This window comes from Streptomyces sp. NRRL WC-3742, assembly GCF_000720635.1.
Lineage (GTDB): Bacteria > Actinomycetota > Actinomycetes > Streptomycetales > Streptomycetaceae > Kitasatospora.
Window position 1 is genome coordinate 12403 of the sequence record NZ_JOCF01000098.1, and the last position, 25414, is coordinate 37816.

The 25414-nt window shown below is 71.6% G+C and carries 24 protein-coding genes; 12 read left to right on the forward strand and 12 right to left on the reverse strand.

Features of this window, described 5'->3' with window-relative positions; genetic code table 11:
- Positions 1-519: 519 nt before the first annotated feature.
- Positions 520-1353, reverse strand: a complete 834-nt coding sequence (locus tag IH61_RS0136520; RefSeq protein WP_051838644.1) for a ParA family protein — start codon at positions 1351-1353, stop codon at positions 520-522.
- Between the two features lie 274 nt (positions 1354-1627).
- Here IH61_RS0136520 and IH61_RS47500 point away from each other — a divergent pair, with 274 nt between their 5' ends.
- Positions 1628-1813 carry a hypothetical protein gene (locus IH61_RS47500; RefSeq protein ID WP_158845713.1) on the forward strand — a complete coding sequence of 62 codons (186 nt, stop codon included), beginning with the start codon at positions 1628-1630 and terminating at the stop codon, positions 1811-1813.
- An 89-nt stretch (positions 1814-1902) separates the two neighbouring features.
- Here IH61_RS47500 and IH61_RS50100 read toward each other — a convergent pair whose 3' ends face one another.
- Positions 1903-2952, reverse strand: a complete 1050-nt coding sequence (locus IH61_RS50100; protein ID WP_324607644.1) for a bifunctional lytic transglycosylase/C40 family peptidase — start codon at positions 2950-2952, stop codon at positions 1903-1905.
- Complete coding sequence (locus tag IH61_RS43590) at positions 2949-3404, reverse strand: helix-turn-helix domain-containing protein (protein ID WP_078911671.1); 456 nt, start codon at positions 3402-3404, stop codon at positions 2949-2951. Before IH61_RS43590 ends, IH61_RS50100 begins: the two co-directional genes overlap by 4 nt.
- Positions 3405-3490: 86 nt before the next feature.
- Between IH61_RS43590 and IH61_RS43595 the strand changes: the two genes are divergently transcribed.
- The 8 genes from IH61_RS43595 to IH61_RS49280 are packed head-to-tail and all read left to right on the forward strand — an operon-like array spanning position 3491 to position 11956.
- Entirely contained in the window at positions 3491-3964 is a 474-nt protein-coding gene (locus tag IH61_RS43595; protein ID WP_158845720.1) for a hypothetical protein, read from the forward strand.
- Positions 3965-3980: 16 nt separating this feature from the next.
- Positions 3981-4304, forward strand: coding sequence for a hypothetical protein (locus IH61_RS42090; protein WP_234327492.1), 324 nt, complete (start codon positions 3981-3983; stop codon positions 4302-4304).
- A gap of 7 nt (positions 4305-4311) precedes the next feature.
- Positions 4312-5076: a hypothetical protein gene (locus IH61_RS0136550; RefSeq protein WP_158845723.1), complete on the forward strand. Its 765-nt coding sequence runs from the start codon at positions 4312-4314 to the stop codon at positions 5074-5076.
- Between the two features lie 50 nt (positions 5077-5126).
- Positions 5127-6638 carry a hypothetical protein gene (locus IH61_RS0136555; protein ID WP_158845726.1) on the forward strand — a complete coding sequence of 504 codons (1512 nt, stop codon included), beginning with the start codon at positions 5127-5129 and terminating at the stop codon, positions 6636-6638.
- Complete coding sequence (locus IH61_RS0136560; protein WP_051838646.1) at positions 6635-8086, forward strand: SCO6880 family protein; 1452 nt, start codon at positions 6635-6637, stop codon at positions 8084-8086. The genes IH61_RS0136555 and IH61_RS0136560 overlap by 4 nt, the downstream gene beginning before the upstream one ends.
- 24 nt (positions 8087-8110) lie before the next feature.
- On the forward strand, positions 8111-9637 hold the full coding sequence (locus tag IH61_RS0136565; protein WP_031078048.1) for an ATP-binding protein: 1527 nt from the start codon (positions 8111-8113) through the stop codon (positions 9635-9637).
- A complete protein-coding gene (locus IH61_RS0136570) occupies positions 9630-11378 on the forward strand; it encodes a type IV secretory system conjugative DNA transfer family protein (RefSeq protein WP_051838647.1) in 1749 nt (582 codons plus the stop codon). The genes IH61_RS0136565 and IH61_RS0136570 overlap by 8 nt, the downstream gene beginning before the upstream one ends.
- Positions 11375-11956 carry a DUF4913 domain-containing protein gene (locus IH61_RS49280; protein WP_051838648.1) on the forward strand — a complete coding sequence of 194 codons (582 nt, stop codon included), beginning with the start codon at positions 11375-11377 and terminating at the stop codon, positions 11954-11956. The genes IH61_RS0136570 and IH61_RS49280 overlap by 4 nt, the downstream gene beginning before the upstream one ends.
- Positions 11957-12106: 150 nt before the next feature.
- On the opposite strand, the gene IH61_RS0136580 is transcribed toward IH61_RS49280, so the two are convergent.
- From IH61_RS0136580 to mobC, 5 genes are all read right to left on the reverse strand, one after another.
- On the reverse strand, positions 12107-12487 hold the full coding sequence (locus tag IH61_RS0136580; protein WP_158845729.1) for a hypothetical protein: 381 nt from the start codon (positions 12485-12487) through the stop codon (positions 12107-12109).
- Positions 12484-12648 carry a hypothetical protein gene (locus tag IH61_RS0136585; RefSeq protein WP_158845733.1) on the reverse strand — a complete coding sequence of 55 codons (165 nt, stop codon included), beginning with the start codon at positions 12646-12648 and terminating at the stop codon, positions 12484-12486. The genes IH61_RS0136580 and IH61_RS0136585 overlap by 4 nt, the downstream gene beginning before the upstream one ends.
- A 34-nt stretch (positions 12649-12682) precedes the next feature.
- Positions 12683-13717: a hypothetical protein gene (locus IH61_RS0136590; RefSeq protein ID WP_031078058.1), complete on the reverse strand. Its 1035-nt coding sequence runs from the start codon at positions 13715-13717 to the stop codon at positions 12683-12685.
- Between the two features lie 125 nt (positions 13718-13842).
- Positions 13843-16305, reverse strand: a complete 2463-nt coding sequence (locus tag IH61_RS0136595) for a relaxase/mobilization nuclease domain-containing protein (RefSeq protein WP_051838649.1) — start codon at positions 16303-16305, stop codon at positions 13843-13845.
- The gene (gene mobC, locus IH61_RS0136600) at positions 16302-16706 is read right to left on the reverse strand and encodes a plasmid mobilization relaxosome protein MobC (protein ID WP_078911672.1); all 405 of its coding nucleotides are present in this window, start codon (positions 16704-16706) and stop codon (positions 16302-16304) included. Before mobC ends, IH61_RS0136595 begins: the two co-directional genes overlap by 4 nt.
- A 254-nt stretch (positions 16707-16960) precedes the next feature.
- Between mobC and IH61_RS0136605 the strand changes: the two genes are divergently transcribed.
- The 3 genes from IH61_RS0136605 to IH61_RS0136615 all read left to right on the forward strand — a co-directional run bounded on the left by IH61_RS0136605 (position 16961) and on the right by IH61_RS0136615 (position 18953).
- Positions 16961-17254 (forward strand): hypothetical protein, encoded by a 294-nt coding sequence (locus tag IH61_RS0136605; RefSeq protein WP_031078065.1) that lies wholly within the window; start codon positions 16961-16963, stop codon positions 17252-17254.
- A gap of 78 nt (positions 17255-17332) precedes the next feature.
- Positions 17333-17905 (forward strand): hypothetical protein, encoded by a 573-nt coding sequence (locus IH61_RS0136610; RefSeq protein ID WP_031078066.1) that lies wholly within the window; start codon positions 17333-17335, stop codon positions 17903-17905.
- A 157-nt stretch (positions 17906-18062) separates the two neighbouring features.
- Complete coding sequence (locus tag IH61_RS0136615) at positions 18063-18953, forward strand: hypothetical protein (RefSeq protein ID WP_031078068.1); 891 nt, start codon at positions 18063-18065, stop codon at positions 18951-18953.
- Positions 18954-19439: 486 nt separating this feature from the next.
- Here the strand turns inward: IH61_RS0136615 and IH61_RS0136620 are convergent, their stop codons facing one another.
- From IH61_RS0136620 to IH61_RS0136640, 4 genes are all read right to left on the reverse strand, one after another.
- Positions 19440-20039, reverse strand: coding sequence for a hypothetical protein (locus IH61_RS0136620; protein WP_031078070.1), 600 nt, complete (start codon positions 20037-20039; stop codon positions 19440-19442).
- A 721-nt stretch (positions 20040-20760) separates the two neighbouring features.
- Positions 20761-21789 (reverse strand): hypothetical protein, encoded by a 1029-nt coding sequence (locus IH61_RS0136630; protein WP_031078072.1) that lies wholly within the window; start codon positions 21787-21789, stop codon positions 20761-20763.
- Between the two features lie 373 nt (positions 21790-22162).
- On the reverse strand, positions 22163-24475 hold the full coding sequence (locus IH61_RS0136635) for a hypothetical protein (RefSeq protein ID WP_158845736.1): 2313 nt from the start codon (positions 24473-24475) through the stop codon (positions 22163-22165).
- Between the two features lie 343 nt (positions 24476-24818).
- Positions 24819-25088 (reverse strand): hypothetical protein, encoded by a 270-nt coding sequence (locus IH61_RS0136640; RefSeq protein ID WP_158845739.1) that lies wholly within the window; start codon positions 25086-25088, stop codon positions 24819-24821.
- Positions 25089-25414: the final 326 nt, after the last annotated feature.

A 25414-nucleotide genomic window follows, 5' to 3' on the forward strand; every position in this document is an offset into this window, starting at 1 on the left:
GTAGGCGGTCCGGGGCCGCTGTCTGTTCAGCGGCGGGTGCTGCGGCGCTCGGTGTTGATCCGCTGGGCGATGCTGTCGATGAGCCCGGCGGCGACCCCCGGGTGGTTCTGGTACAGGTAGGCCACCAACGCCTCCTCCACCAGCCTCTCCTCGGGCCGGCCCTCCAGGGCCGCGCAGACCTTGAGCGCGGTCTTGAGCGGGGGGTCGACGCGGGCCCCCAGCTTCGGCCGCTCAGCCGAGGAAAGGGCTCCTTGTCCCCTTTCCCCCTCTGCACCATGCCCCCTTGGTACCCCGTTGCCCGAGTATCCGTTGGTGTGGGCGGGGTCCCGCCCCGATGTGGGACCTTGTCCCCCTGGGGCCGTGCCGTCTTGGTTCCCCTGGACGGGGTGGCCGTTACTGGCCTTGGGGGGGCGGGGGGCGCCGGCGGCCGGGTCGAATTCCTCTTCGTCGTCCGGCTGGGGCACCGGAGCGGCGACGGGGCTGGGGCTGGATGCGGCCATGGTGTTCGTCCTTCCTTGATCAGTCGTTGAGCGCGCGTTCGGCGATGCCCCGGAAAAGATTGTCGGCCTCTTCGGCCTCCGCCCCGTACTCCCACAGGGGGCAGTGCGCCCCGGCGGCCTTCCGGATGGCCTCGTTGTCGACCACGTGCGGTTCGTGCACCTTGCCGGTGAAGTGGGGCGCCGCTTCCAGCTCGGCGACCCTGGCCCGGCTCTCCTTGCGCGGAACCGCCCCCGCCATGAGGAACTGGTTCACCCACACGCCCGCGAACCGCAGGTCGGGATTGTGGAAACGCTGCACCCGGCGGATGGTCTTGTGGGCCTCGTGGGCTCCCTGGACGGACCACGATTCCGGCTTGCACAGGATCTCGACGTCGTCGCTGTCGGTCAGCGCGTTGATCGTCAGCAGCCCCACCGAGGGCTGACAATCCGTCAACACCAGGTCGAACCCGTCCAGCGCGCCCTGGCTCGCGATCTCCAAGCGGCGCTCACGCGGGGTGCCGGTGCTGCCGTCCGCCTCCACCGACTGGAGCGTCACGTCCGCCGGGACGATGTAGAGCGCCTTCGGCCACTTCGGACCGGTCCGGCGGATCGCGCTGGCCAGACCGCCGGCCACGACTTCACCGGTCTTCCGGTCCGGGGTGAGCGCGTCGGCCATGCTGTACTCGCCGGGCTCCACCTCCAGCGCGGTCGACGCGTTGCCCTGGGGGTCCATCTCCCGGATGAGCACCCTCGCGCCGAAGTGGTGGGCGGCGGCGGCGCCGACGAACATCGCCCACGTGGTCTTCCCGACACCGCCCTTCTGGTTGGCGTACGCCCTCTTCTTCGTGAGCCGGCGGACCCGTGGCGCTGCCATGGCTGCCACCTTTCCTCTTTGACCTCACGGCGCCTTGCGCCCTTGGTACCTAGCACCCTAGCGGCACACCTAGCGTGCACACGCGAAGTTGGTGCATGTCGAGCCATCAGTATGACACTAAGGAACCTTGGTACCAAGGTTCCTTGACTCCAAGTCAGCCGTACTCCACGATGGCAAACAGAAAGAGGGACCGGGGGTGCGACCCCGATCCCTCTCCGTCTGGCCGTCGTGCGCCTGTTGTCCGCCCGCCGGCCTCGATCCCCCTGGAGGGACCATGACCACCGACCTTAGCGTTTACGTGGCACCCGCACCCGTCGCCGCCGACCGCCCGGCGCTCACTCCTCCGCCCGCCGGCTGGGCGCTCGTACCGGCCCCGGCCGCCGAGGACCTGGCGGCGATCTGCTCGGCGCTGAACTCGCCGGGCCGTGCCGACTTCTTCACCGACAGCTCCGCGGCCTGACCGTCCGCCAGGTCCCATGATGCGGCCCCCGGAACCAGTCGGTTCCGGGGGCCGCAGTGCTACACCTCGAGTAATTTGGCGTGTGCACGCTAAGCCGGACGGGTTGCCCCGACTAGACCCCCGCTCGTGTAGAGCGGGACGATCTGCACGTTTTTTCCCGTTTTGGGGGCTTCGATCACCTGCCCGTCGCCGTAGTACATGACGACGTGATAGGAGTCGGCACCGCTGCCGCTGTGGCTGTAGAAGATGAGGTCGCCCGGAACCAGAGCGCCCATCGGGACCGGGCGGGAGGCCGTCGCGGTGTACTGGTCGCCCGCCGTCCGGGGGAGGTGAATGGTCTGCCACCAGGCGTTTTGCACGAGACTGCTGCAATCGAAACCCGAGTGCGACGACGCGAAACACGAGCCGCCCAGCATCCCGTTGGCCCCGTCGCAGTAACCGTTGGTGGGGCCGCTGGGGGAGCCTCCGCCCCAGACGTACGGGAGGCCGACGTAGGTCGCGGCCTTGCGTACGGCGTCCGCGCCGGCGCCGCTTCCGTTCACCGGGGGCGGCGCTGAGACGGCGACCCATTCCGCGGTTTTGGCCTTGATCTTGGCCACGTAGTCCAGCGTTTCCCGGTACGGCGGGACACCGTTGTACTTCTGCACGGCACCCCACCCCGCGTTGTAGCCGGCCAGGGCCAGCGCCACGTTCCCGCCCGGGTACCCGCTCGCCCGCGCCTGGCCGAACAGGCTGCACATGTAACGGCCGAGGGCCATCACCGCGTCTCCGACGTCGTGCGGGGAAGCGGTGCCGTTCCCGTCGTCGTCCCGTCCGTACGTCGCCCACGTGCTGTCGATGAACTGGGCGGGACCCTTCGCCGTCCCGCTCGCTGTCGGCGGCCCGTCCCTGTCCTCGAAACCTGACTCCGCCCAGAGCTGGGCGGCGACCAGGGCCGGCGACTCGTCCTGCGGGCAGAGCGCGGCCGCCCGCTGCACCCACGGCAGATAGGCCGCAGGGATGGCGCCCTCCTTGATGCCTCCGGGCACGGCGGCCGCCGAGGCGCTGGTACCGCTGCCGCCGATGGCTGCGGTGCCGACCACCACCAACAGAACGAACCCGGCCCCCGCCGCCCCCACCCCTGCCGCGAGCTTCTTCACGTCCGCTCCCCCCTCGTCCGTACGGCCTCGGTCTTGCGCGCCTCCCGCCCGGCCCGCCACGCGGCCGTCCACGCCTTCGCGCTGACGCCATACGCGGCCGCCCACCGGGCCAGCGCACGCACGCCGTACATGCCGGCCTCAACCTTGCTCACCATCCCCGCCGACACCCCGACCGCCTCCGCAACCTGCCGTTGCGTCAACCCCGTACGCCGTCGCAGCACCCTAAGGGTGACGGCCCCTCCCGGGGGCGAGAGATCGGTGATCGGCACGCCGAGGGCGACCGCCAGGGCCCGGGTCACCCGGGCGGACGGGTGACGCGACCCGGTCTCAGCATTTCGGACGGTTTCGGGCGAAACCCCTGCGATCAGGGCGAGTTGAGCCCTGCTGAGACCACACGCCTGTCGGAGCGCCTGCATACGGTCTCCCCGGAACTCGCTTGTTCGCTTCCCCATCGGTTCCCAACTTTTATCAGTACGATGCCTCAGTAGCAGATGGTAGTCTGCGAAGAGTTCAACCTAGGCTCACATTGGGGGATGTGATGAAAGATCAGAACCTCAAGGCCCCCGAATCCTCCCGCCTCCCGACACGGTGGTACGCCGTGATCGGGGCCCACGGCGGGGCGGGGGTCACGACCGTGACCCGACTCCTCGACCCGTCCAGGGACGGCAGCGCGGTTGAGCTCCAACCCGGCGCCGCCCTGCCGCACTCCTACATCCCAATCGTGGTGGCCAGGTCCACGGCGTACGGCCTCCTCAAGGCCAGCGAGCTGCTGGGCCGCTGGCACCCGGGTCTGCCTCGGCCGTACCTGGTGCTGGTGCGTGACGCGCCTCTCCGGCCGCCGCTGCCGGCGCGCTACCGCACCCGGGTCCTCGGCGCCCGGACGCTCGGCGTCGCCACGGTCCCCTACCTGTACCGGCTCCGCCTCGTGGACACCCCCGAGGAAGCCCTGACCCACCGCCCCGTCGCCCGGGCCAGCAGCTCGCTGCGGGCCCAACTGGGCGTCACCGCCTGACCTGAGAGGACACCGCATGTCCCTGCTGTACGCCGCCTACGACCACGCGACGGCCCTGCTGGCCGGACCGACCCCTACGCCCGCGCCACTCTTCGAGAACCCCCCGCCCAAGGCCCCGCCGGGCATGGAGGGCACGTTCACGGACTGGGTGTCCTGGGCGAAGTACGTCGGGATGGTCTGCGGCATCTTGGGCTTGATCGCCTGCGGCATCATGATGACGATCGGCCGCCGCAACCGCGCCCACCTGTCCGCCGAGGGTGCCTCCGGCCTGGTCTGGGTCATCGCCGGCATCTCCGCGATCACCCTGTCCGTGTCCGTCGTCACCGCGATGATGGGATGACAGGCCGATGACCCTGGAACTCCAGCACGCTGCACAACGGCGGATGCGCCGGATCATCGCCGGCCTGGTCGCCCTGGTCCTGATCCTCGTCGGCGGCGTGGTCGCCCTGGTCCTCGGCCGGGACGACCCGAAGCCGGCGGCCGCACCGACCACGCCCGCCGTCGCCCCCGCCGCCTCGGGTACCCCGGTGCCCCTGCCCACCGAGGCCCCGGCCACGACCTACACCGCACCCACGATCTGGGTCAACCTGCCTGCGGGCGCCACCAAGCGGGACGGCCTGCCCGTCCAGTTCGCCCACACCCCGGAAGGTGCCGCCGCCGTCGCCGTCGCGGCGGTCCGCTCCGGGTGGACCTGGGACCCCACCGCAGCCGAACGCGCCGCCGGCGTCTACTCGGCGTCCGCCGACCTCGCGGCGATGCGCGAGCTGGCCCGGCAGTCCACCGAGGAATCCCGGGCCTCGGCCGGCCTGCCCCGCACCGGGGACCTGCCCCCCGGCGCCCGCCTGGCACCGGCCGTGATCGGCGTCCAGTGGACCCCGGTCAGCGCCGATGAGGTCAACGTGGCCGTCCTCGCCCGGGTCACCTACTCCACCGGCAACGGCTCGCCCGACACGACGCACCTGATCTCCGTCCTGTCGCCGATCGTCTGGAGCGAGGGGGACTGGCACACCAAGGCCGGGAACCCGGGCAAGGCGCCGGAACCGTTCGACCTCGGCAACCCCGCCTTCAACTCGGCCGGGTGGCGGGCGATTCAGGAAGGCGACGCCCGATGAGGGTCGGCCGAATTCTGCTAGCCGTCCTGTCGCTGGCTCTTCTCCTGCCAATGTCCTCTGCCTCGGCGGCGCCTAAGTGGGACATTGTCCCCAAGGGCGCCTGTTCGGCGATCCTGACGCCCCTCGTCGGCGGCAACACCGAGGCAGGAAAGCTCGGATGCCAGGGCGCCAAAAAGCTCGCCGAAGGGGCGGGGGCCGTCGTCGACGCGGGCAAAAAAGCCGTCTCCGATGCACTGGAAAGCACCGTCGTAAAGCCGATGGCTGACGGTGCGAAGGATTTCGCGAATCAGATCGTCAAAACCTCCCTCACCTGGTGGCTCACCACACCGAGCGTCCAGGTCAAGGACTCCGGAGTCATGGCGACAAAGGACGTCAAAACCGAGGGCGGCGGAACGGTGAAGTTCTCGCTGCAAGCGATCTGCCTGGGTGTCGGCCAGATGATCGCCGTGCTCCTGGTGATGGGCCAGGGCATCCGCGCGATCGTCCAGCGCAAGGGGAAACCGCTGGCCGACGCGGTGAAGGGCCTCGTAGTCAATGCCCTGGTCTGCACAGTCGGCGTCGTGGTCATTGACTCCATGCTCCTGGCCTCCGATCAACTCACCGTCGCCATCGTCGACGGCGCCTTTGACGGTACGGACGTGCTGAGCGACAAAATGATCAAAATGCTGATTCCTGTCGGCGGTTTCAACCCCTTCGCGCTGCTGCTGATGGCACTCATTGTGGCGCTGATCGGGGTAGTGCAGTTCTGCATGCTGTTCGTCCGTCAGGCTGCGATTCCGATTCAAGCGCTTTTGCTGCCCATCGCGGGGTCGGGCCAGATCGGTGGCGAGAAGTCACGGCAATGGCTCCCCCGGCTCTACACCTCGATTTTCACGGTGATCGCCTACAAGCCGTGTGCGGCGCTGATTATCTGCGCCGGTTTCGTCGAAATGCAGAACTCCACTGCACTGGTCGACTGGATGCGCGGCCTGGTGACGCTGGCGCTTTCCGTGATCGCCCTGAAATCCCTGATGGGGCTTTTCGCACCGCTCGGGGCAGCGACCGCCGGGGCGACGGCCGGCGGATTCGCAGGCGCACTCTCCGGCGTCGCGTCGTCGGTGATGATGAGCCGTGGTGGTGGCGGCGGTGGCGGCGGTGAGCCGGCCTCCGCCGTGAACCACGCAGCAGCGATGGCCAAGGGCGGCCCGGCCGGCGGCGGTGGCACCGCTGCGGCTGCCGCGAACCCCGCAACGGCGGCCGCTGCTGCCGGTGTTGGCGCCGTCCAGGCGGCCAAGGACAAGGCCGGCGGCGCCATGGGCCAGGACGGCGGCGGCGTTCCCCAGCAGACCCGCCAGGGCCAGGACCAGGGGAAGGGGAAGGGCGGCCAGGACGGCGGCTCGTCCTCGGCCTCGACCACCGGAGCGGACGGCGGCGGGCCCGGCGGGTCCGGCAGCACGCCGAACGCCGCTGCGGCGCCCCGGTCAACCGGCGGCGTCAACGTCGCCATCGTCGCGGCGGAAGCCGGCCGCCAGGCCGCCAAGGGCGCCGGAAGCACCATGAGCGAAGGGAGCCAGAATCCGTGAGCACCACACAGCAGACACCGGCGAGGCTGTACGGCGGGTGGCGCAAGAGCAAGACGATGGGCATCGGCCTGCTGAACACGGGTCAGACCGTGATTGTCGTCGTCGCGATCCTGCTGCCGATCTTCATCGTCAACGCGGCGGGGATGACGACGCTCGTCGTCACGGTGCCCGTCGCCCTGGTCGTCATCGCCCTGGCGTGCTGGCAGCGGCATGGGATGCCGCTGCTGGATCTGGCGGTGGGCCGCGTGCGCTGGCAGTGGGCGCACTGGCGCGGTGAGACGTCGTACCGGGGCCTCTACCTGCCGCACCCCCGGGTGCTCGACCTGCCCGGCGTGCTCGCGCCCACCAAGCTGCTGCGGGTGGAGGACACCGGCAGCGGCGGCGGTCGTGCCGGGCTGATCTGGAACCAGGCCACCGGGCAGTTCGCTGCCACCCTGCTGCTGTCGCCGAACGGCACGCTGCTGTCGGCCCGGGGCCAGGCTGAGAGTCAGGTGTCGTCCTGGGCTGACACCCTGGCCCGTCTCGCTGATGAGGACGCGGTGGACGCCGCCACCGTGACGATGCAGATCACCCCCGCCTCCGGGGCGGCGCTCGCCGATCACGCGCGGGAGCGGATGGCCTCCGGTGCACCGGCCCTCGCGAAGGCGACCCTGCGCGAGCTGGTGGATGCCACCCCTCGGGCCAGTGCCACGATGGCGGCCTGGTTCACCCTCGTGATGAACCCGGCCAAGGCGGCGGAGAAGCCCTCAACCCCGGCCGAGGCCGCCGCCGAGGCGCTTCGGTGCCTGGACGGCGTGGACCTCGGCGGCGCCGGCGCGGACGTGCTCCGGCGGGCAACCGACACGGACCTGATCCGCATCGTGCGCGGCGCGTTCCGTCCTCACGAACTGGACGCCCCCGCCGCAGAGATCGCCGAACTGACCTGGGATGAGGCTGGCCCCGTCGCTGCGGACGACTGGCAGACCCGGTACGACCACGACGGCTACTCGTCGGTGACCTGGGTCCTGCGCGAAGCACCGCGCAAGGCGGTCCCGTACTCCGTGCTGCTGCCACTCCTCGCCCCCGGCAGGTTCAGCCGGAGGATCACGATCGGTTACCGCGTGCTGCCGACCGAGGAAGCGGCCGCGGTGGTGCAGCGAGAGGTCAACGCCTCTGACGCCCGCCAGGAGTACCGCACGCAGACCCGCCGCAGCACCACCCGGCGTGAGCGCGCGGACGCCGAGGCGGCCGACCGCACCGCGCATCAGGAGGCGCACGGTGCCGGGCTCGTGCAGTGGACCATCCACGTGACGACCACCGCACGCCCGGAGGACCTGGAGGCGGCGAAGCGGGAAGTCGAGCAGATCGCCAAGAAGTCCGGCGGGCTGCGGTTCAGGTTCGCCTACCACAGCCAGGCGGCGGCGTTCGCGGCCGGCCTGCCGGTCGGCGTCCACCCGCTCGCGGCCTGACGGCCAGGAAGGAAAGGAGACACCGTGCGCAAGACGAAGCGCGGCGCGCGACGGGGTTCCCGGCTTTTCGACGAAGCCGGGACCCCCGCCGCTGCGGCGGAGCCTACCCCGTGGCAGCTCAACCGGCGTGTAGTGGCCCCTCGGAAGGGATGGCCGGGGGCCGCTTCCGGCCGTGCGGCGCATGTTGACCGAGGCGCCGTCTACCTCGGTACGACGGATGAGGTTGCCGGGATTTTCCCGTACGTTCTGGGTGCCCCTCTGCCGACCGAGGGCATCCCAATTGGTCCAGACCTCTTGACCAACGAGCTGGTGTGTTTCGACCCGGCCGGCTGGGTCGGGAGGCTGGTCCAAAACCCCGGCGTCTGGGTTCAGGGACAGCCAGGATGCGGTAAGTCGGCGCTGGTCAAAAGGATTTGCCTGGTCTACTCGTCGTACGGGTTCATGATCCTCGTTCCCGGAGACGTGAAGGGGGAGTACAGGGTCCTGGTGGAGGGATTGGGCGGCCAGGTCGTCCGGATCGGGCGCGGACTCGACAAGATCAACCCGTTGGACAGCGGGCCGCTGCGGGGCAAGTTGGCTGGACTGCGGCCCGACCAGCGCGAAACGCTTCTGGCCGAAATCAACGGTCGGCGGGCGGAGCTGCTTCACGCGCTCCTGGCGACGCCCCACGGTCTCGGCCGCCGCCCGACCGCCGCCGAGTCCAACGTGGTCGGCGCCGCCGTCTCGATGGTCGCCGAACGGCTCGCGGACGATCCGGTGGTGCCGGACGTCGTGGCGGTGCTGCGCGAGGGGCCGGCCGAACTCTGGTCGCGGCTGCTGGTGGACACCGTGGACGACTACAGGGCCCAGGTCAGGGAGGTGACGTTGGCCCTGGAGAACCTGTGCGCCGGCCCGCTGGCCGGACTGTTCGACGGGCCGACGACCCGTCCCCTCGACCTGACGGCCCCGGCGGTGTCGGTCGACCTCTCCAGCCTGCTGACCGCTGGCGATCAGGTCGTGGCCACCGGCCTGCTGGCCACCTGGTCCTACAGTTACGGGGCGATCGACTCGGCCAGGGCGCTCGGCATGATGGACCGCCCCCTCGTCCTCCCGCTGGACGAGATGTGGCGGGCCCTGCGCGCGGGACCGGGCATGGTCGACGCCATGGACGCCATGACCAGGCTCAACCGGGCAAAGGGAGAGGTCACGCTGTTCGTGACGCACTCCTTGCGCGACCCCGAGTCGCTGTCCACCCCGGAGGACCGCGCCAAGGCGCTCGGCCTGATGGAGCGCTGTGACTCGCTGGTACTGGGCGCGCTCTCGCGCGGTGAACTGGAGCGGGTCAACGGTCAGAAGCCGCTGACCTCCGAAGAGATCGCGCTGGTCGGCTCGTGGAGTGCCCCGGGCATCACCGGGGTTGACGGCACCACCCAACGCCACCCCGGCCGGGGCAAATACCTGATCAAGATCGGCACACGGGCCGGTTCACCGGCCAGACTCGACCTCACCGAGGCAGAGATCCGGATGTACGACACCGACACCGCGATGCGACGGAGGACCAGCAGTGAATGAGAGCAGGGGACAGGCCGGGATCGCCGCCCCGCTGGCGATCCTCGGAGTCATCTTCGGCGGCGGCGCCCTGTACGTCGGCGCCTGGATCGGCGGGACGCTCGGCGTGCTGCTGGTCGGCGGCGGCTGGGCGCCGCCGGCCTTCACCGTGAAGTCCCTGTTCGACCTCGTCGGCGGCGGACCCGCCCGCCTGTGGCCGGGGCACGAGACGGCGGCCGCGGTGGGCATGTCCGTCCTCCTGGTCCTGGTCCTCGCGCTCGTCGGCGTCGTCGGCTGGGTGGTCTGGCGCCGGTACTTCTCCCACCGGCCCGGGTTCGCGAGCGTGCGTGACATGGCGGCGCTCACCCCGAAGGCGGTAGCCGCGCGTGCCCGCCAGCTGCGGCCCTCGCTCGCCGAGGTGGAGCACATCGCCCCCGATGACGCGGGGCTGCTGGTGGGGGACCTCGACTCCGCCGGCGGGCCTGAGCTGCGGTCGAGCTGGGAGGACGTCGGCCTCGCCGTCATGGCACCCCGGGCCGGGAAGTCCACCGCGCTCGCGGTGCAGGCCGTGATCAGGTCGCCCGGAGCGGTCCTGCTCACCAGCAACAAGCCCGACGTGTACGCGACCACCAAGGCCAAGCGCGCCGAGGTCGGCAAGCCCTGGACGTTCGACCCGCAGGGGATCGCCTACAGCGACCGGGAGATGTGGGTTGACCTCCTCGCCCTGGCTGGCACCGTCGAAGGCGCCGGTCGGCTCGCCGGCCACTTCATTGCCGCCACCGTCGATGAGCGCAACCGGGGCGACTTCTGGATGAACGCGGCACGGAACCTGCTCACCGCTCTGTTCCACGCCGCCGCCCTCTCCGGCGCCAGTCTCGCGGACGTGCTGGCCTGGCTGTCCACGCCCGCCGACCGCTCCCCGGTCTCCGCCCTCAAGGCCGCCGGGAAGACCGCCCTCGCGCAGCAGCTCGCGAGCACGGTCGCCGGGGCACAGGACACCAGGGACGGCATCTATGAGACGGCACGTCAGTGCGTCGCCTGCCTCCTCGATCCCGCGATCCTGGAGTGGGTGACCCCGGACCCCGACACCCCGCAGTTCCGCCCGGAGACGTTCGTTCGCGGCCGTGACACCCTCTACCTGCTGTCCAAGGACGGCGGTGGATCTGCGGCGGGGGTGATCGCCGCCGTCGCGGACTCCGTGCTCAGGGCGGGCATGTCGGCGGCCGAGCAGGCGGGCGGCCGTCTGGACGCCCCCCTCGTCGCGGTCCTGGACGAAGCGGCGAACGTCTGCCGGATCGAAGACCTCCCCAGTCTGTACAGCCACCTCGGCTCGCGCGGGGTCAACCTGCTGACCATCCTCCAGAGCTACCGGCAGGGCGTACGGGTCTGGGGAGAGGCGGGCATGGACGCGATGTGGTCCGCCGCGACCGTCAAGGTTCTCGGCGCCGGCCTCGATGACCCCGACTTCGCCGAGGACATCAGCCGACTGATCGGAGACCACAAGGTCACCGAATCCAGCATCTCGCACGGCTCCGGCGGGCGGAGCGTCAGCGTCTCCCGCCGGAAGGAGAGGATCATGGACGCCGCACAGGTTCGCGCCCTGCCCAAGGGGCGCGCGCTGCTGCTGGTCACCGGCGCGCGCGTCGCCCTGGTGCGGCTTCGCCCCTGGTACCTCGACCCCGGCGCCGCCGAGCTGAGCGCCGCCACCAAGGCCGAGGTCCAGGCCATCACCGACCGCGCCGCACAAAAGGCGATGGCGCTGTGAGCACCGACACCACACCGCCGCTCGCTGCCGTCGCCGAGGACCTGGAGGACGCCAAGGCCAAGCTCAACGAGCTGGACGGCACGATCACGGACTTCGCCACTCAGCTGGAGTCCAACACCAGGCAACTGGGCGAACTCGGCGACGCCGTAGCCGACTTGGACGCCCGGCTCGCCGAGTCCGGGGACGGAGCGGGGAAGAAGAAGGAAGCCCCTTCCGCCCCGCCGTTCATCATGCGGCTCGCCGGTGACGCCTACTTGGGCGAACTCGGCGCACTGAGGTTCTGGGTGAACGAGTTCCTGGTGCCCACCTACCTCTCCGAGGTCTCGTCCTCGGCGCCCTGGTGCGCGAGCTGGCAGCTGCACCCCGCCGCCGTGGCCCGCCTGCACGCCTGCTGGCTCGCGTGGCAAGAGCTGACCGATCCGAAGGTGTGCGGGCTCACCGGGCCGTCCGTCTGGCACCGTGATCATCTAGACCCCATGATCGCCCAACTCCGTTCTCCTGCTGGGCCGTTCGTCGCCTGCATGACGATGCCGGACCGGCCACAGCACATGCTGATCGACGCGCCACTCGTCCACTGAATTAGCGTGCACACGCCAAGGGCCCTCGGGGTACGTCCCCGAGGGCCCTTCACGTTGTGCATTTGGGGCGGCCGGCGGGCCTTCGCCGGCCCCCGGGCGGGAACACTCAACGCCCGGCCGGGGGGCTTCCCGGCCGGGCGTCGGAGAGGGTTAGCGGGTGCGGCGCGGTGCCGCTGCGGGCGCGGGTGCCGGTGCCCGGCCCTGCGGCGCGGGCGTCGCAGAGCTGCCCGGCGCGGGGCCGCGCGCGGCCGTGGCCTGGACCGTGGTCGACGTCGTCACGGCGGCCTCGGCGCGCGCCTCGACTGCGGCCATGTCGACGTTGGCGGCGGCCTGGCCGTCCAGCCCGGCGGCGTCGCTCCACTCGGCTCCGGCGGTGCCGAGGTCCCGGCGGGCTGCTGCCTCTGCGGCCCGGCCGCGTGCGGCGTCGGCTTCGCCGAGGGCGGCGTCCGCCGTCGACAGGTGGTCGACGCTGCGGGACGTCGCGGCCTCCTGCCGCAGGTCGGTGGTGGTCTCCTCCATCTCTTGGCTCACCACCGGTCCGTGATGCGGACGGTCGGGGTCTCCAGCTCCTCGACCAGAGCGCCGACGGCGGCCGCCCCGAACTGGTCGATCAGCCGATCAACCGCCGCTAGTCCAGCATGGGACTCGCCGCCGGCGAAGTGCGGCAGCAGCCCGGCGAACTCGACTCTCATCCGGGCCATGGTGCTGGCGTCTACGGTCACCTCGTCACCGCCCCCGGCCGTGCGAGACGTTGACGGCGGGGGCGTTCGGGGTGGTTCGGGCTGCTGCCGGGCCCTGCGCGGGGGTCGCCCCTGGGGTGGACGTGGTGGACGTCGCCGTGGCGGCGGCCGCAGCCGCGTTGTTGGCCGGGGTCGCCGGGGTGCTCGCCGTCGCGGTCGCTGCGGGGGCGGCGCCGGCCGTCGTCGAAACGGCCGGCGCCTGCGGAGAAACCGACGCCGAGGCGGCCGCGGTGGCGAAGTTCGCCGCCGCCGGGGCCTTGGCCTGCTCGGTCAGTAGCCCCTGAGCGGCCTCGGTCGCCGACAGTGTGATGCCGGCCGCCGCCGCCTGCTGGATGCGCTGCGGAACTCCCGCCAGGGCTGCGGCCGGGTTGTGCCCGGCGGCGTGGGCACCCTGCATCTGCTCCACGATGGCCGGCCACCGCTCGGAGTTGACCAACTCCGCGACCACCCGCTGATCGGCGATCGCGTCGCGCGCGGTCATCACCGCCAGCACCTCGGCGCCGACCCGGGTTGGGACCGCCGTGGTCGGCCTGTCCTTGCCGGTGAGCTTCGCCCAGCCTTCGGCGATGCCGTCGACGGCCTTCCTGATGATCTCCCCGATCCTCTCGCCGAGGCTCTTGTCCTGGCCCCGCGCGGGCGCGGCCTGGACGGTGGCGAGCGCCCGGACCTCGGCGTCGACGCGGGCGATCACCGGGGCCGCCGACGACAGGAATTGCTGCACGTTGACGCCCGCCCCCTCCAGCCGGCCCAGCTCAGTGGCGAGCTGCGGCCATTGCGGGGAGGTCACCATCGCCTGCGCGACGGCGGGCGGCTGCACCGTGGCCCTCACCATGTCAGCGTACCGCTGGTGCTGGTCGGGGGACTGCTGGGCGACCGGCGGCAGCGGCCCCGACGCCGGGGGCTGCTTGCGCTGGTGGTCCTCCCGAATCGCCTGCGCGGCCATGATCAAAATTTGGAGTGCGGCGGCGGCCGTCTGCCCGGTCTGGGCGGACGCCGCTTCCATCGGATGGGTTTCGCTCATCTGCGTCACCTCTCGCGAGAATCTGCCCCCAGTTTTCTGGGGTCGGTGCACTGACGACGCTAGCGGCTGGGCCGCCCCGACGCGCCGGGTTTCACTCGTCCGGGGCGGCCCTTTTCTCGCGTCACCTACCGCCGTGGCCCGGGGGATTGGCCCCGCCTCCGGGCGGCCTCCTGTGCGGCCCTCTCCGCAGCCGACTGCTCGCCCGGAAGACGGGCGGGACCGGTCGGCCGCACCGGCGGCCTGGTGGCCCTGCGCGCGACCGCACGCGCAGGTGTTTCCGGTGCCCGCCGCAGCCGGCCTTGCAGACGCCAGGTCAACACCTGGGCAACGCTCGCCGCGTCGCCGAGGTCTCGGGCACCGGCCACCTCGGCGAGCAGTGCCGCTGGGTCGTGCCCTTCCCCGGCTGCCTTGATCAGGTAGGCGGTCAGCGTCGCCGAGGCGGGGTCCGCCATGACCTGGGCTGCGTGGTCCGGCACCGCGCTGCGGACGACAGTCCCGAAGGTCGGCGACTCCGCTCCGCCCAACCGCACGTCCTCTGTGCGCTGCCGGGCTGCGGCTGTCCGCGCGGCGGGGGTCGGCGCGGTCGTGGCCGGCTTCTTCGGCGGTTCGAATCGGGCGAGCAGCACGCGCCGACCATCGGGGCCTCGCTCGGCCGCGTAGAGGTAGACCTCGCTGGTCGAGTCGGTGTAGCCCCCGCTCGATGCGAAGAAGTCGAACCGAGCGCGGGCAAAAACCTGCGGGTCGACCCCGGCCGGGAGCACCCCGGTTTCCTCGCCGTCGACCTTGCTCACGAACACGTCGTTGTTGAACTCCGAGTGCGCGATCCGCCAGACGACAGCCTGTCCGTCCCCTGCTGTGGACGCCTCGGGCTCGCCGTTCAGCGAGGCGGCCGCTGGTGCTTCCGGCGTGATGTTCGATGGCGGGGACAGTGCGGTGACGGTCGGCTGACCGGCCACGGCGGACGCGCTGCGGGCGTCCTCGTCCATCCGTCGCCCGAGCCTCCACACCAAAACCTCGGCGGCGCTGTCGGCGTCCCCGAAACTCCGGATCGCTGCCACTTCGGCGAGCACCCGGCCGGGGTCGTAGCCAGCAGTCTCGGCCTGGCGCAGGACCGCCGCCAGGGCGGGCCATGCCTCCTCGCTGAGCACCCGGTCCGCCAGGGCCGGAATCGCCGTCCGAACGGCCTGCTCGTACCTCGCCGTCAGCTCGGCGGCGAACGGCTCCGGTGCCGCGCGCTTGTTGCTGGCCCTCGTGGCGCTGCGGCGGCCGGCGGCGCCGTAGGCGATTTCGGTTGCTGCCCGCAGGTGGCTCCCAGCCTGGGCGGCGGCGCGCTCCTGGGCGGCGTGCTGGCGGGCCTGGTGCCACCGCATGGCGGCGGTCACCGCCAGGGCGGCGGCGACCAGCAGGGCGAGCGCGGCGGTGCTCTCTCCACCGTCCGCCGCCACCGCTGCCCCAAGGGCGACGAGCTGAGCGGCGGTCCGGAGGTGGGTCGCTGCGGCGGTGTCGAGTCTGCGGCTCGTCGGTGCTCGGCCGGCCCGCTCGTAGGCCGTCGCTGCCGCACGTAGCTCGTCCCGCACTTCGGCCGGGGCCTGAGCCGCAAAGGTTGCCAGGAAATCCCCGAGAGCTCTCACCTCGGCGGCGCCGCCCTCGTCTCCGGCGCTACCGAGAACCGCGGCCGCCTGGTGGACGTGCGCGGCCGCCCTCTGCCAGGCTTCGGCTCGACTCTGCGGCCGTGCGGGTGCTGCGGAAACCGTCGTCCCCGACCATCGTTCCCGCACGCGGGGCAGCGAGAGATCCGGGGCCAGGCGGGTGCCCGAGTACCAGACTGCGCGGCTCTGGGCGGTCCGGTCTCCGGGCAGCGCGACGGAGTACCCCGTCACGGTTCCGTCCGGCGCCATCCGCCGGTTCAATCGCAGACCCGCGCGCTCGATCGCGGCGAAGAACTCTTCGTCCGATCCGGCTGCGGCGGCGGCCTCGCGCACGGCTCGGCGCAGGGTCTCCCGGGGCGTCTCGGTGCGGCCGTGCCGCTTGGCCTTCTCCATCTCGGCCGTGGTCGGCCACCGGCTCGCGGTCTTGTCGCCGCTGGTGAGTCGGCGCAGTCCGTACCTCACCTCCAGTTCGCGGGCGCGGGCCTGCATCTTCACTCGGTCCCGCCACAGATCCGGCGGTCTGCCGTCCTGGCGGGCCAGCGTCGCGACGATGTGAATGTGGTCGTCCGCGTGCCTGATCGCGACCCACCGGGCGCCCATCGGGTCGCCCTTCGGCGCGATCCCTGCCGCGTCCATAATCTCGCGGGCAACGTCCGCCCATTCCTCATCGCTGAGCCGCCGATCACCCGCCTCATTGCGCACCGGCACGTGGTAGACGTGCTGAGCCGGAGCCTTGCCCTCCAGCATGGCCACCGGCGCGTCCAGCAGCATGGCCAACGTCGGGATGGTCGCCCCGGAACTCACCGCCGGGTCAAGCACCCCGGCATCCCACGCGGCCACCATGTGGGGGTCGGTGTGCTCGTTCGCCCGGCCAGGCCCGTACAGGTAGTAGAGCAAGCCCGCCGTCCTGCCGCCGGCGGCCGCCTTCTTCGGGATCACCGCTCGCCCTGCATGGTCGCGATGGTCGCTGCGTCCAGACTCGCCACCGCACGCTCCACCACAGCGAGAACCGCCGCCAGGCGCTCGGGGGTCTCCTCGCCGCCGCCGTTGAGCACGTGCGCAATCTGGTTCAGATTGTTGCCGATCCGGTTCACCGAAACCCGCGCCTCGGCGAGCGTCCGGAGCCTGTCCTTAGTCTCGACCGGCGCCGGACTGACCTCCTCTCTCGCGACGGCCAGGGCAGAGGCCGCGACGTACGCGCCAACCTGCTGATGCTTCTTCGCTGCCGCCGTCAGCAGGACGGCGTACTCCAGCGAATTGAGCCGCAGGTTCACGCGCTTGTCTCGCGGAGCGTCGGCGCGGCGAGCGCGACGGCGAACGGGTGGCATCTTCTCGTCCAAAACCCCTCGATCCCTTGGTCCGTCCCCGGACCAAAACGGCGGCAACAAGGTCGAGCATAGCGAGCGCCAGCCGCCGTAGAGGATGGATAAGGTTACCTTATCCACTAACTTGCTCCGACGAAGGAGGCCGCTGGGGGTGGGTGCCGGGGTAGGGCGGCGCGCGGCGGACGCCGCGCTGAGTGGTCAGCCACCTTGCCACTCAAGCTCGGGCAAACGGACCGCCACCACCGTGCGATCGGCGCTACCATGCCGACATGACCACACCTCCCGGCGATGCCGCGAACCCCATCCTGGAGCAGGCACAAAACCTCCTCGCCTCCCGGATCGACCCCATCCGTCCGCTGGCCGAACTCATCGTCAGGCACGCGGAAGTCAGCGCGGAACTGGCCAACATCGAAAAGGCGTACGGCGCGGCCTACGCGAGCGCTGTCGCAGCTGGCTGGACGGACAAGGAACTCCAGCAGATGGGCGCTCACACCCCGACCCGCCGACCGGCCGGGCGGCCGAAGGGATCGCGCACATCCCGCCCGGCCACCGACAAGGACTGACACTTCGACAACTCCACAGTAGGTGGCGCCAAAACTCCGGGGTGCCACCCGCTGTGCCAAGAAACAAGGTAGTTACAGATGCCATCAAACGCCGCCAACACCTTCGTCTGGGTCCATCGTGATCAAGCCGCCAAACTCCGGGAGATGGCGAGGCTTCACGCCGACCTCGAATACTCCTGGCTACTCGACCAACGGGCCACTCTCGGGCTCGGAGACGATGAGCCAACACCCGAACACATTCGGATCGAAATGATGGCCCTTCGGCCCGACAATTGGCCTGGAGAATCGCTCATGGTCGCGGCAGCAATGCGCCGCCGGATGGCAGCGGAACCGCTGGCCGGCTACTGGGAGCCGTTCACTCCACAAGAGCGCGCGGCGCAACGTCTGCCCGGCCGCCGAACCGGTACCCCGGACGAGCGCTTCGGGGACAAGCTCGCCCTTGATCTCCCGGTCGATCTCGTCGACTCCGCACAGCTGGCGGCCTACCGGCTCAGCGAACCGATCGTCGCCGCCCTCAGGGCCGAACACCTCGTCGGCCCCGACCGCTCTCGATCTAAAAAGGCCACCGCCCGACGACTCGAACTGCAAGCCCAAATCTGGACCCTCGGCCGCGTGATCCGAGAGTCCATCACCATGATCGTTGGCCCGTAAAATGAGTTAAGCCATCAAACAAGGTTGTTACAGTTTGACTATCGGCGGCCTCACTGGATCGCGGCCATTCAATCGAGTGAATTCCCACGAGTGGACGCGCTTGGTCGGGTAACGTATTGCGTGCTAAATCCCGCAGGGTAAAAGAGGAAGGCTGGCCATGGCTCCGGTTCACAACAGCGCGCCGCTGAGGGTCTACACCTGGTGGGGCGAGCTGCCCGCGCACCTGCGCACCACGACGCAGCTCGCGGCCCTCGACCTCCCTCGTCAACCCGGCGGACCTGTGCGCGCCATCATCAAGGCCCGCAACCCCGCTGGCAGGAAGGGGGAGTGGGACCTGTACGACGTGAACGAGTCCGAGCCGACCGCCGCCACCGGTCCCCAGCTCGCCGCAGCCGCCTCCCGTCGGTCCGCTTCCCGCGCCTGTACTGAGTGCGGCGCCCGTCCCGAAACCCCTTGCCAGTACATCGACGGAGTGGAGGTCTGTGAAGCCTGTGCGCACATCCGCCGCCTTCGGGACCGTCAGAAAACCCGTGCTCAGGAGGCCCGGAACGCTGCCGACACCGCCGCCGCGCTCCTGGCCGATGACCTCCTGGTCGTCCTCGCCGTGGAATACATCCCGGGGGAGCCCACGCCCTCGGGCCTTCCTCGACCGCCGGCGGCCGCCCGCATCGTCGCACTCGACCGCAACGGCGCCACCCTCTACAGCCGCACCGTGCGGCTGACGGGCCCCCGCACCCCCGGCGCTCCCGCTGACGCCGTCAACCCGGCCCCCACCCTCGACTACCTCACCAACCTGCTCGCGGACCGCACCGTGGTCCTCTGGTCCCCGTCCGACCTCAAGGCGCTGAACGACGCTCGCAGCCGCCTCAAGATCGGCACCACCTCCCTGCTGCCCACCGGTCGTGTCAACAGCGCGTGCCACGCCGTCGCCGCCTGGCGGGGTGACCTCGACCCCCGCACCGGACACCTCCGCACTCCCACCCCGCCCGGCACCGCTGACCGTCTCCTCTACCTCCTGCGCCGCCTCGCAGAAACCGCCGCCGGTTGAGCCGGAAAATCAGTCGGCCCCCGTACCGATTCGGTACGGGGGCCGACTGCTGTCCGTCGTCGCCCTGGCCGTCGTCGACGGCCGGGGCTTCACCCCCGGGGCTCCGCCCCGGACCCCGGTCCGCCCAAGGAAGGGGGGCGGGGCAGGGACGTCGGGTGCGGGCAGGTGGGTGGTTGCTGCACCCGCCGGTGACGCGCCCTCCCTCGGAGTGGCCACCCTACGGGCTATCCGGAACCCGGGGGTTGGTCAACTCGCCAAAAAGCACGGCGAGTTGACCAACCCCCGGAACCCGGATCGGGCGGAGCTGTCCACACCGAGGAAGACCCCGCCCCCGGCCCCCGGGGTGTGGCCGAGGCCGGCCGAAACCCGGGCCTCCGTCAGCCGCCGAGGGGAACCGCGGTCGGGGACCCTTTCGCGAGCATTAGCGTGCACAAGCTAAGAGGGTTTCCAGCTTCGCCCTTGGGCTCACACCCTAGGGGGTTTCTGTCAGGCTTCCTGGGCGTCACCCGGCATCGGGACAACGGTCTGACCGGGGATCGGCCCGGGGTCTTCCTCGTCCTCTGCCGTCGCCCCCGCCTGGCCCTTGCCCTTAGGCTTTTGGCTGGGGCTGGCGGCGGTCTTCTTCGCCGCCGGCTTCTTCGGCTCCTGGGCTTCCCGCAGCGTTCGCAGTTCTCCAGCCAGGCGCTCCGTTTCCTGCTGGAGGCGGTGACGCTCGGCCTCGGCGGCGTCGGCTCGGGCTGTCTCAGCCTGGGCGGTTTCCTTCATCTCTGCCAGGCCGACGAGCGCCTTGTCCCGTCGCTCCTCGGCCTGGTCGGCGCGGGCCTCGGCTCGGCCTCGGGCCTCCTCGGCGGCGTCCGCGCGGCGCTCCGCTTTCTCCGCTCGCGCGTCGGCCTTTTCCGCGCGGGCCTCGGCGGCGTCGGCGCGGGCGTCGGCGGCAGCAGCGAGCTGCCGGGCCTGGTCCCGCTCGGCCACCGCCAGGTCCGCGCGCTCGACGGCGGCCGCCTCGGCACGCCGGGTCCCGCTCGCGCTCGGCAGCCTCCTGGGCGCGTTCGGCGTGCTGGCGCTGCTCGTCTGCGGTGCCGGCACGGGTCTCGGCCCGGTCGCGTTCGGCGCGGGCGTCGGCGGCGCGGGCGTCGGCGGCAGCAGCGAGCTGCCGGGCCTGGTCCCGCTCGGCCACCGCCAGGTCCGCGCGCTCGACGGCGGCCGCCTCGGCACGCCGGGGCTGCACGCTGTTGGGCGTCCTCCCGTGCGGCGTCGGCGGCCTCGCGCGCCGCACGGTCGCGGGCAGCGGCGGCCTCCGCAGCCTCCCGATCGGTGTGCGCCTGCTGGGCCTCGGAGCGCGCGGCGGCGGCATCGGCCTGGGCCTGCACGGCGGTTTGATTGGCCTGGGCCACGTCGCTGGCGTTGGCGGCGCGCGCAGCCGCCAACCTCGCCTCGATCCCCTCGGGGGAGTTGATCTTCCGAAGTTCGAGGCGCATGTCCGAAGCGACCTGCTCAAGCCGCGTCACGGTCTCCTCGACGCGGCCAATCTGGCCGGGGAGCCCGGGGGCGTTGCGCTCGCGGGCACGCGCCGCCTTGGCATCGTTCTGGCACTTCGTGTCGCAGTACTCCGGCGGGCGGCCCGCCTCACTGGCCGGCTTCTTGCGGGCGATCGGCGTCCCGCAGTACCGGCAGGGCTCGGGCCAGTAGCCGTACGGCGCCTCCTCGTCCTCTCCCTCGGGACCAGTGCCGGGCCCGGGGAGCGTGATGCCGAGGTTGGCCAGGCGGCCGCCCAAGTGGGCCAACGGGTCGGGGGTCGGGTCGTCGGTCACGCGGCGGCCTTCCTGGGCAGGGGGGAGGTGGTCGTCACCCGATCATCGCGTAGTAGAGCGCCGGCGCCCCAAACGCGGCCAGCACGCCGAGGCCGGCCAGGACCGGAGCCGTGGGCAGCAGGCTGGCGGCCGTCAAGCGGCCGTTGCGCCGGTCGCTGTAGCGGGTTGCCAGCGCGGCGACGAAGGCTACGACGGCGGCGATCCGAACGAACAGGACGATCGTGTCCACGCGGGACTCCTCTGGTAGTCGCGATGCCGGGAAAAGCGCAGGTCATCCGATCGAATGACAGCGGTTCCGCGACCGGAAGTCGAGCGGTTTCCGGCTCCGGCTCCTGGTCGTCGACGGCGGCCGGCTCCGCGTCGGCGTCGACCAGTACAACGGGGTCGACAGCCCGGACGGCACCGGCCAGGACGGACGCCACCTCGTCCTCGGGCACGTCCCACGGCTCCACCGGGCGCTCGTGCCAGACCTCGGCGGCCACGGCGTCGGCCTGCTCCCACAGGGGGCGGGCGCTGTCGCGGCGGGCCGCGTCCGGGGCCGGCGGGGTCAGCAGGTAGCCGCCGAGGTGGGCGAGCACCTGGGTGCGGAACTCCCGCGCCCGCACCCGCAGCGTGCCGGGGTCCTCGTAGTCCAGGTGCCCGGACAGGGTCGCGATCAGCGACCGCCGCCACCGGCCGAACGCCCTGGCGGCGCGGGTGGCGGCGGCCTCCAGCTCGTCCAGCACGCGGGTGAGCGCGGCCAGGTAGCGGGCGACGGCCCGTTCGGCGCCGGTGACGATCAGTCGGCGCTCGTCCAGCGTCCCGAACTTCGTGCCGTACGTCATCTCCTGGTAGACGGTCCAATTCGGCGTCAGCCTCCACGGCGTCCGGTACTCCACGCCGAACAGGCCGGCCAGATCCGCGGCCGTCCTGCGGTGCTCGGCCGCCCTCCGCTTCTCCGCAGCGGGGAAGGTCAGCTCCGCCTCAAGGCGCCCCGGCGCCGGGGCGTACGGCGGGATCGAGACCACGATGCGCATCCTCGTCATGCCTCTCAGTATAGCTCGATTTCGGGATTACCATTTCCAGTATTCCAGTAATTGGCGCAGTTGATTCGGCGCTGCCAACTCTGCGGGTGATCGCCGGCGTCTCGCCGGCCGGTCCTGCTCGGCGGGGCTTCGCCCCGCCTGCTGACTGCGGCCGGGGACCTCTCCGCCTGGCACCGATTCCTAGCGTGCACACGCTAGGAATTCCCGGTTTCCCCCCGTCCCTCTCGGGTGGGGGTGCCTCGCTGCTGCGGGCCGTCCGGTCTGTCGGTGACGACTGGGTTCGGTTCGCCTGGCGCCTTCCTCCTAGGTGCTGGAGGGCGGTGTGAGGCGGAGCCTTCGTCGTGGGTGGGAGTCTACCCCGGCGGCTCGCCGGTCAGGCGCTACGGCGGTGCTGTCGGCGTGTCACCTCGGCCGTCTCCTCGGCGGCAGTACGACGGGCAGTGTGCCACCGGGCGGTCAGCTCCCCGCGCCAGGTGACGCACCGTTCGCCGGGCGCCGCGTGGCAGTGCGGGCAGCGGTGGCGGGCGGGCAGCACCGGACCACGGCGGGGGCCCCTCTTCGGCTGGTCGGCCCCGGTGGCGCTGAGGTGCGCGGGGTCGATCAGGTCGCCGGCCTGGGCGAGCTGCTGGGCGTGAGCGAGCATGCCGGCGGCGCCGATGCGCTCGGCCTCGATGCGGCGGGCGGCGGCGTGGTCGGGGCGACCGTCCGGGCGCCGGGGGTAGGCGCGGGCCCCCGATGCCATGCTGGGGATGACCTGCTGGTCCGGGCCCGGCCGGAGTCCGCGTGCGCGCTTCTCCTGGCGGGGCAGAGCGCTCCACTCCTCCTCTGCCGTCCACCACACGTGCCGCTCGTGGTCCACGCGGGCCTGAACCGCCAGCGCGGCCAGGCGCCCGGCCGCGCCGGTCTCCTGGGCGGCCTCGTGCAGGGGCCTGCTGGCGGCCTTGAAGACGGTGCGGCCCCGGTGCGACTCCGCGGTGACGAGTCGGAGGCCCTGGAGGTCCTGGAGGTGCCCTGCCGTGGTGCGGGTGTTGTAGCCGGTGGCGGCCGCCAGGGCCCGGAGGGTGGGGCGGGGGAGGTCTCGGACGGCCTGGAGGGTGCGGGCGGCGTGGTGGCCGAGGTCGTGCCAGACGTCGGCCTGCTGGTGGGTGATCAGGGCCCGGAGGTAGGCCGGGGCATCGGTAGTGGGCACCCCGAGGGGCCCGTACGGGGCGGCGGCGTTCCGCCTTCTGTCAGACCCCGCGTGACCTGCGGAGACGTCGTAGATGGCGCATCGGTGGCCGTCGTGGTCCGGGCACTCGTGGGCAGTGGCGAGGGTGACCCTGCGGGCCTTCCCTGCCCGGCGGTCGGCCTCGGCGGTGACGGTGAGCCACCCGTCCCTGATGAGCCGCCACAGGGCCAGGTTGGCGGTCTGGTGGGTGTAGCCGGCCAGGACTCCGAGCCTGCGAACGTTGGCGCTCACGTCGGTGGTGGCGGCGCTGAGCATCAGCCAGGCCAGGGCGGCCAGAACGGCGGCGTCCGCCGGTCCGGACGCGCGCGCCCACCGCCGGGGGCCGGCTGCCCGCATCCGGGCGAACAGGTCGACGACCGCCCGCTCGGCGTCGGTCCGCTCGTGGCTGGCTCCGTCGTCCTGCGGCCTGCGCGGCATCCGGGCGGCGTCCTGGACGGCCAGCCACCACACCCTCGCCCACAGTCGGGTGGTCTGCTCGGGCGCGCGGGGCGCCCGGGTGCCGTCCGCCTGCCGCTCGGTGCGGAGCCATTCCAGCGCGGGGGAGGACTCGGGGTCGAGCGCGACGGCCAGGCCCTCGGCCTGTGTCCACCCGGCCAGGGCCATGGCCCTGGCCGGGGCGTGCGCCCAGTCCGAATGGTTCTGACGGCTCGTCAGATTGCGCCGGAGGGACCGGACGGCCCGCTCGCCGAGGGGCCGCCAGGGGGTGGCGATCTTCGGGGCTCCGGTGGCGTCCTGCTCGACGGGCCGGACGACCGGTCCCCGGGCGGCGATCGACGGCGGCACCGGGGCGGCCGTCGCGTCTTCCGGAGCGGCCTCGGGGCGGCGCTCGACGGGACGGCCGGCCGCCATGGTCTCCAGCCGGACGGCCAGGCGCGCGAACGCCTCGGCCGGGGCCGAGGCGGCGCCGAGGGCCGTCACCGCCTGGTCGGCGCTGTGGGCGGTCAGCTCGCTGTACCCGCCGAACCGGTGGGCGGCTCCCGGCGGCCGGACGGCGCCGGACTTCGGGTTGATCAACGGCGCGACGTCCAGCGAGGGGGCCAGCACCCGCGCGGCGCGGGCGATCCGCTGCACGACCGTGCTCGACACGCCTTCCGCGCACCCGAGCCAGACGTGACGGCCACCGGTCGGACCGGAACGGGCCGGAACGGGCTCGATACCCTCGGCGGCGGCGGCGGCGGCCAGCAACTCGGCATCCGTGGCGGCCTGTTGGGCGTCGGCCTGGTGCTTCGCGTCCAGGTCGAGCGGGACCAGGACGTAGCGGTAGACGCCCCGGTGGCGGCGGGTCAGGTACATGGCTACCGGCCGGGCCGGGTCCACCTTGTCCACGGACACCGTGTCGCCGTACGTATTGCGCCAACGGCCGGACTCGCCGGACACCGCGCGCACCTGGGCGCGGGGGGAGAGGGTGAGGAACTGAGCCAGCGTCGCAGCGTGCGCGGTCGACTCTAGCGTGTGCACGCTAAAGCCCCCAAGCCCGTTTGCGGACTTAGGGAGCATTTCGGGCACGGCGGCGGAGAAAAAGTCGCCTTGTCGATAAAGGCCGGATGACACGCCAGCCTCAGGCAAGGGGGTACCGCCACCGTAGGCCGCTGCTACGATGGCAACGCTCCTCGGTGTTAGAGACAGCACGAAGCCCCGCCACTGACCTAGGTCAGCAGCACGCTCGATGCTCTATCTGGGATCAAGGGGTCTCAGCGTCCGGTCCCCACCTTCGCGACTGAGACTCCTCGACGGACTCTGACACTTCGCCCGGCCAGGACGGCCGGGCAGCAGTCAGGAGCCCGCTGGGCTCGGGGTTAGATCAGCTGGCCTCCTTGAGCTGAATCGCTGTCGGCCAGCCAACCGGCCGCCCTGTCTCCGGGTCAACTTCGATCAGGCCCACCACGTCATTCAGGAAGCCGGCCACCGAGGTGTCCAGCGCCTCGCAGATACCGAGCAGCTTCACCGCGTGCGCGGGAACGAAGTTGCTGCCGGGGCGGTAGGGCTCGCCGGTTGACGGATCGTAGGACGGCGCGCGGTACCGCGTACCTCGCGGGGGTCCGCCCACTCCTCGACGATCTCTCATGGTCATGATCCTCCCACAGCGGGAGAGAGTCATGCAGCATCTTTGGGCGTGGCGCGGGACTTTCTTTGAGTCCGCGGGGGTTTGATGGGCTCTGCGGCCTGATATTTCCGGTTTGTCCTATGGCGGGCCAGGGTTGGGCAGGCGTCAGCGCGGCCGGCGGCGGCTCGATGCCGCCGCCGGCCGCCCGGCCCGCCGCGCACGGGGGGCGCCTGTCGGCGCCCCCGTTCCGGGCCTAGTACCTGTGTCTGAACCCCCGGTTTGGGTAGCCTGGAGCCCTAGCCTGGGCTGGTGTCCGAGGACAGCGGGCCGGTTGGTGAGCGGTGGTGCGAGGA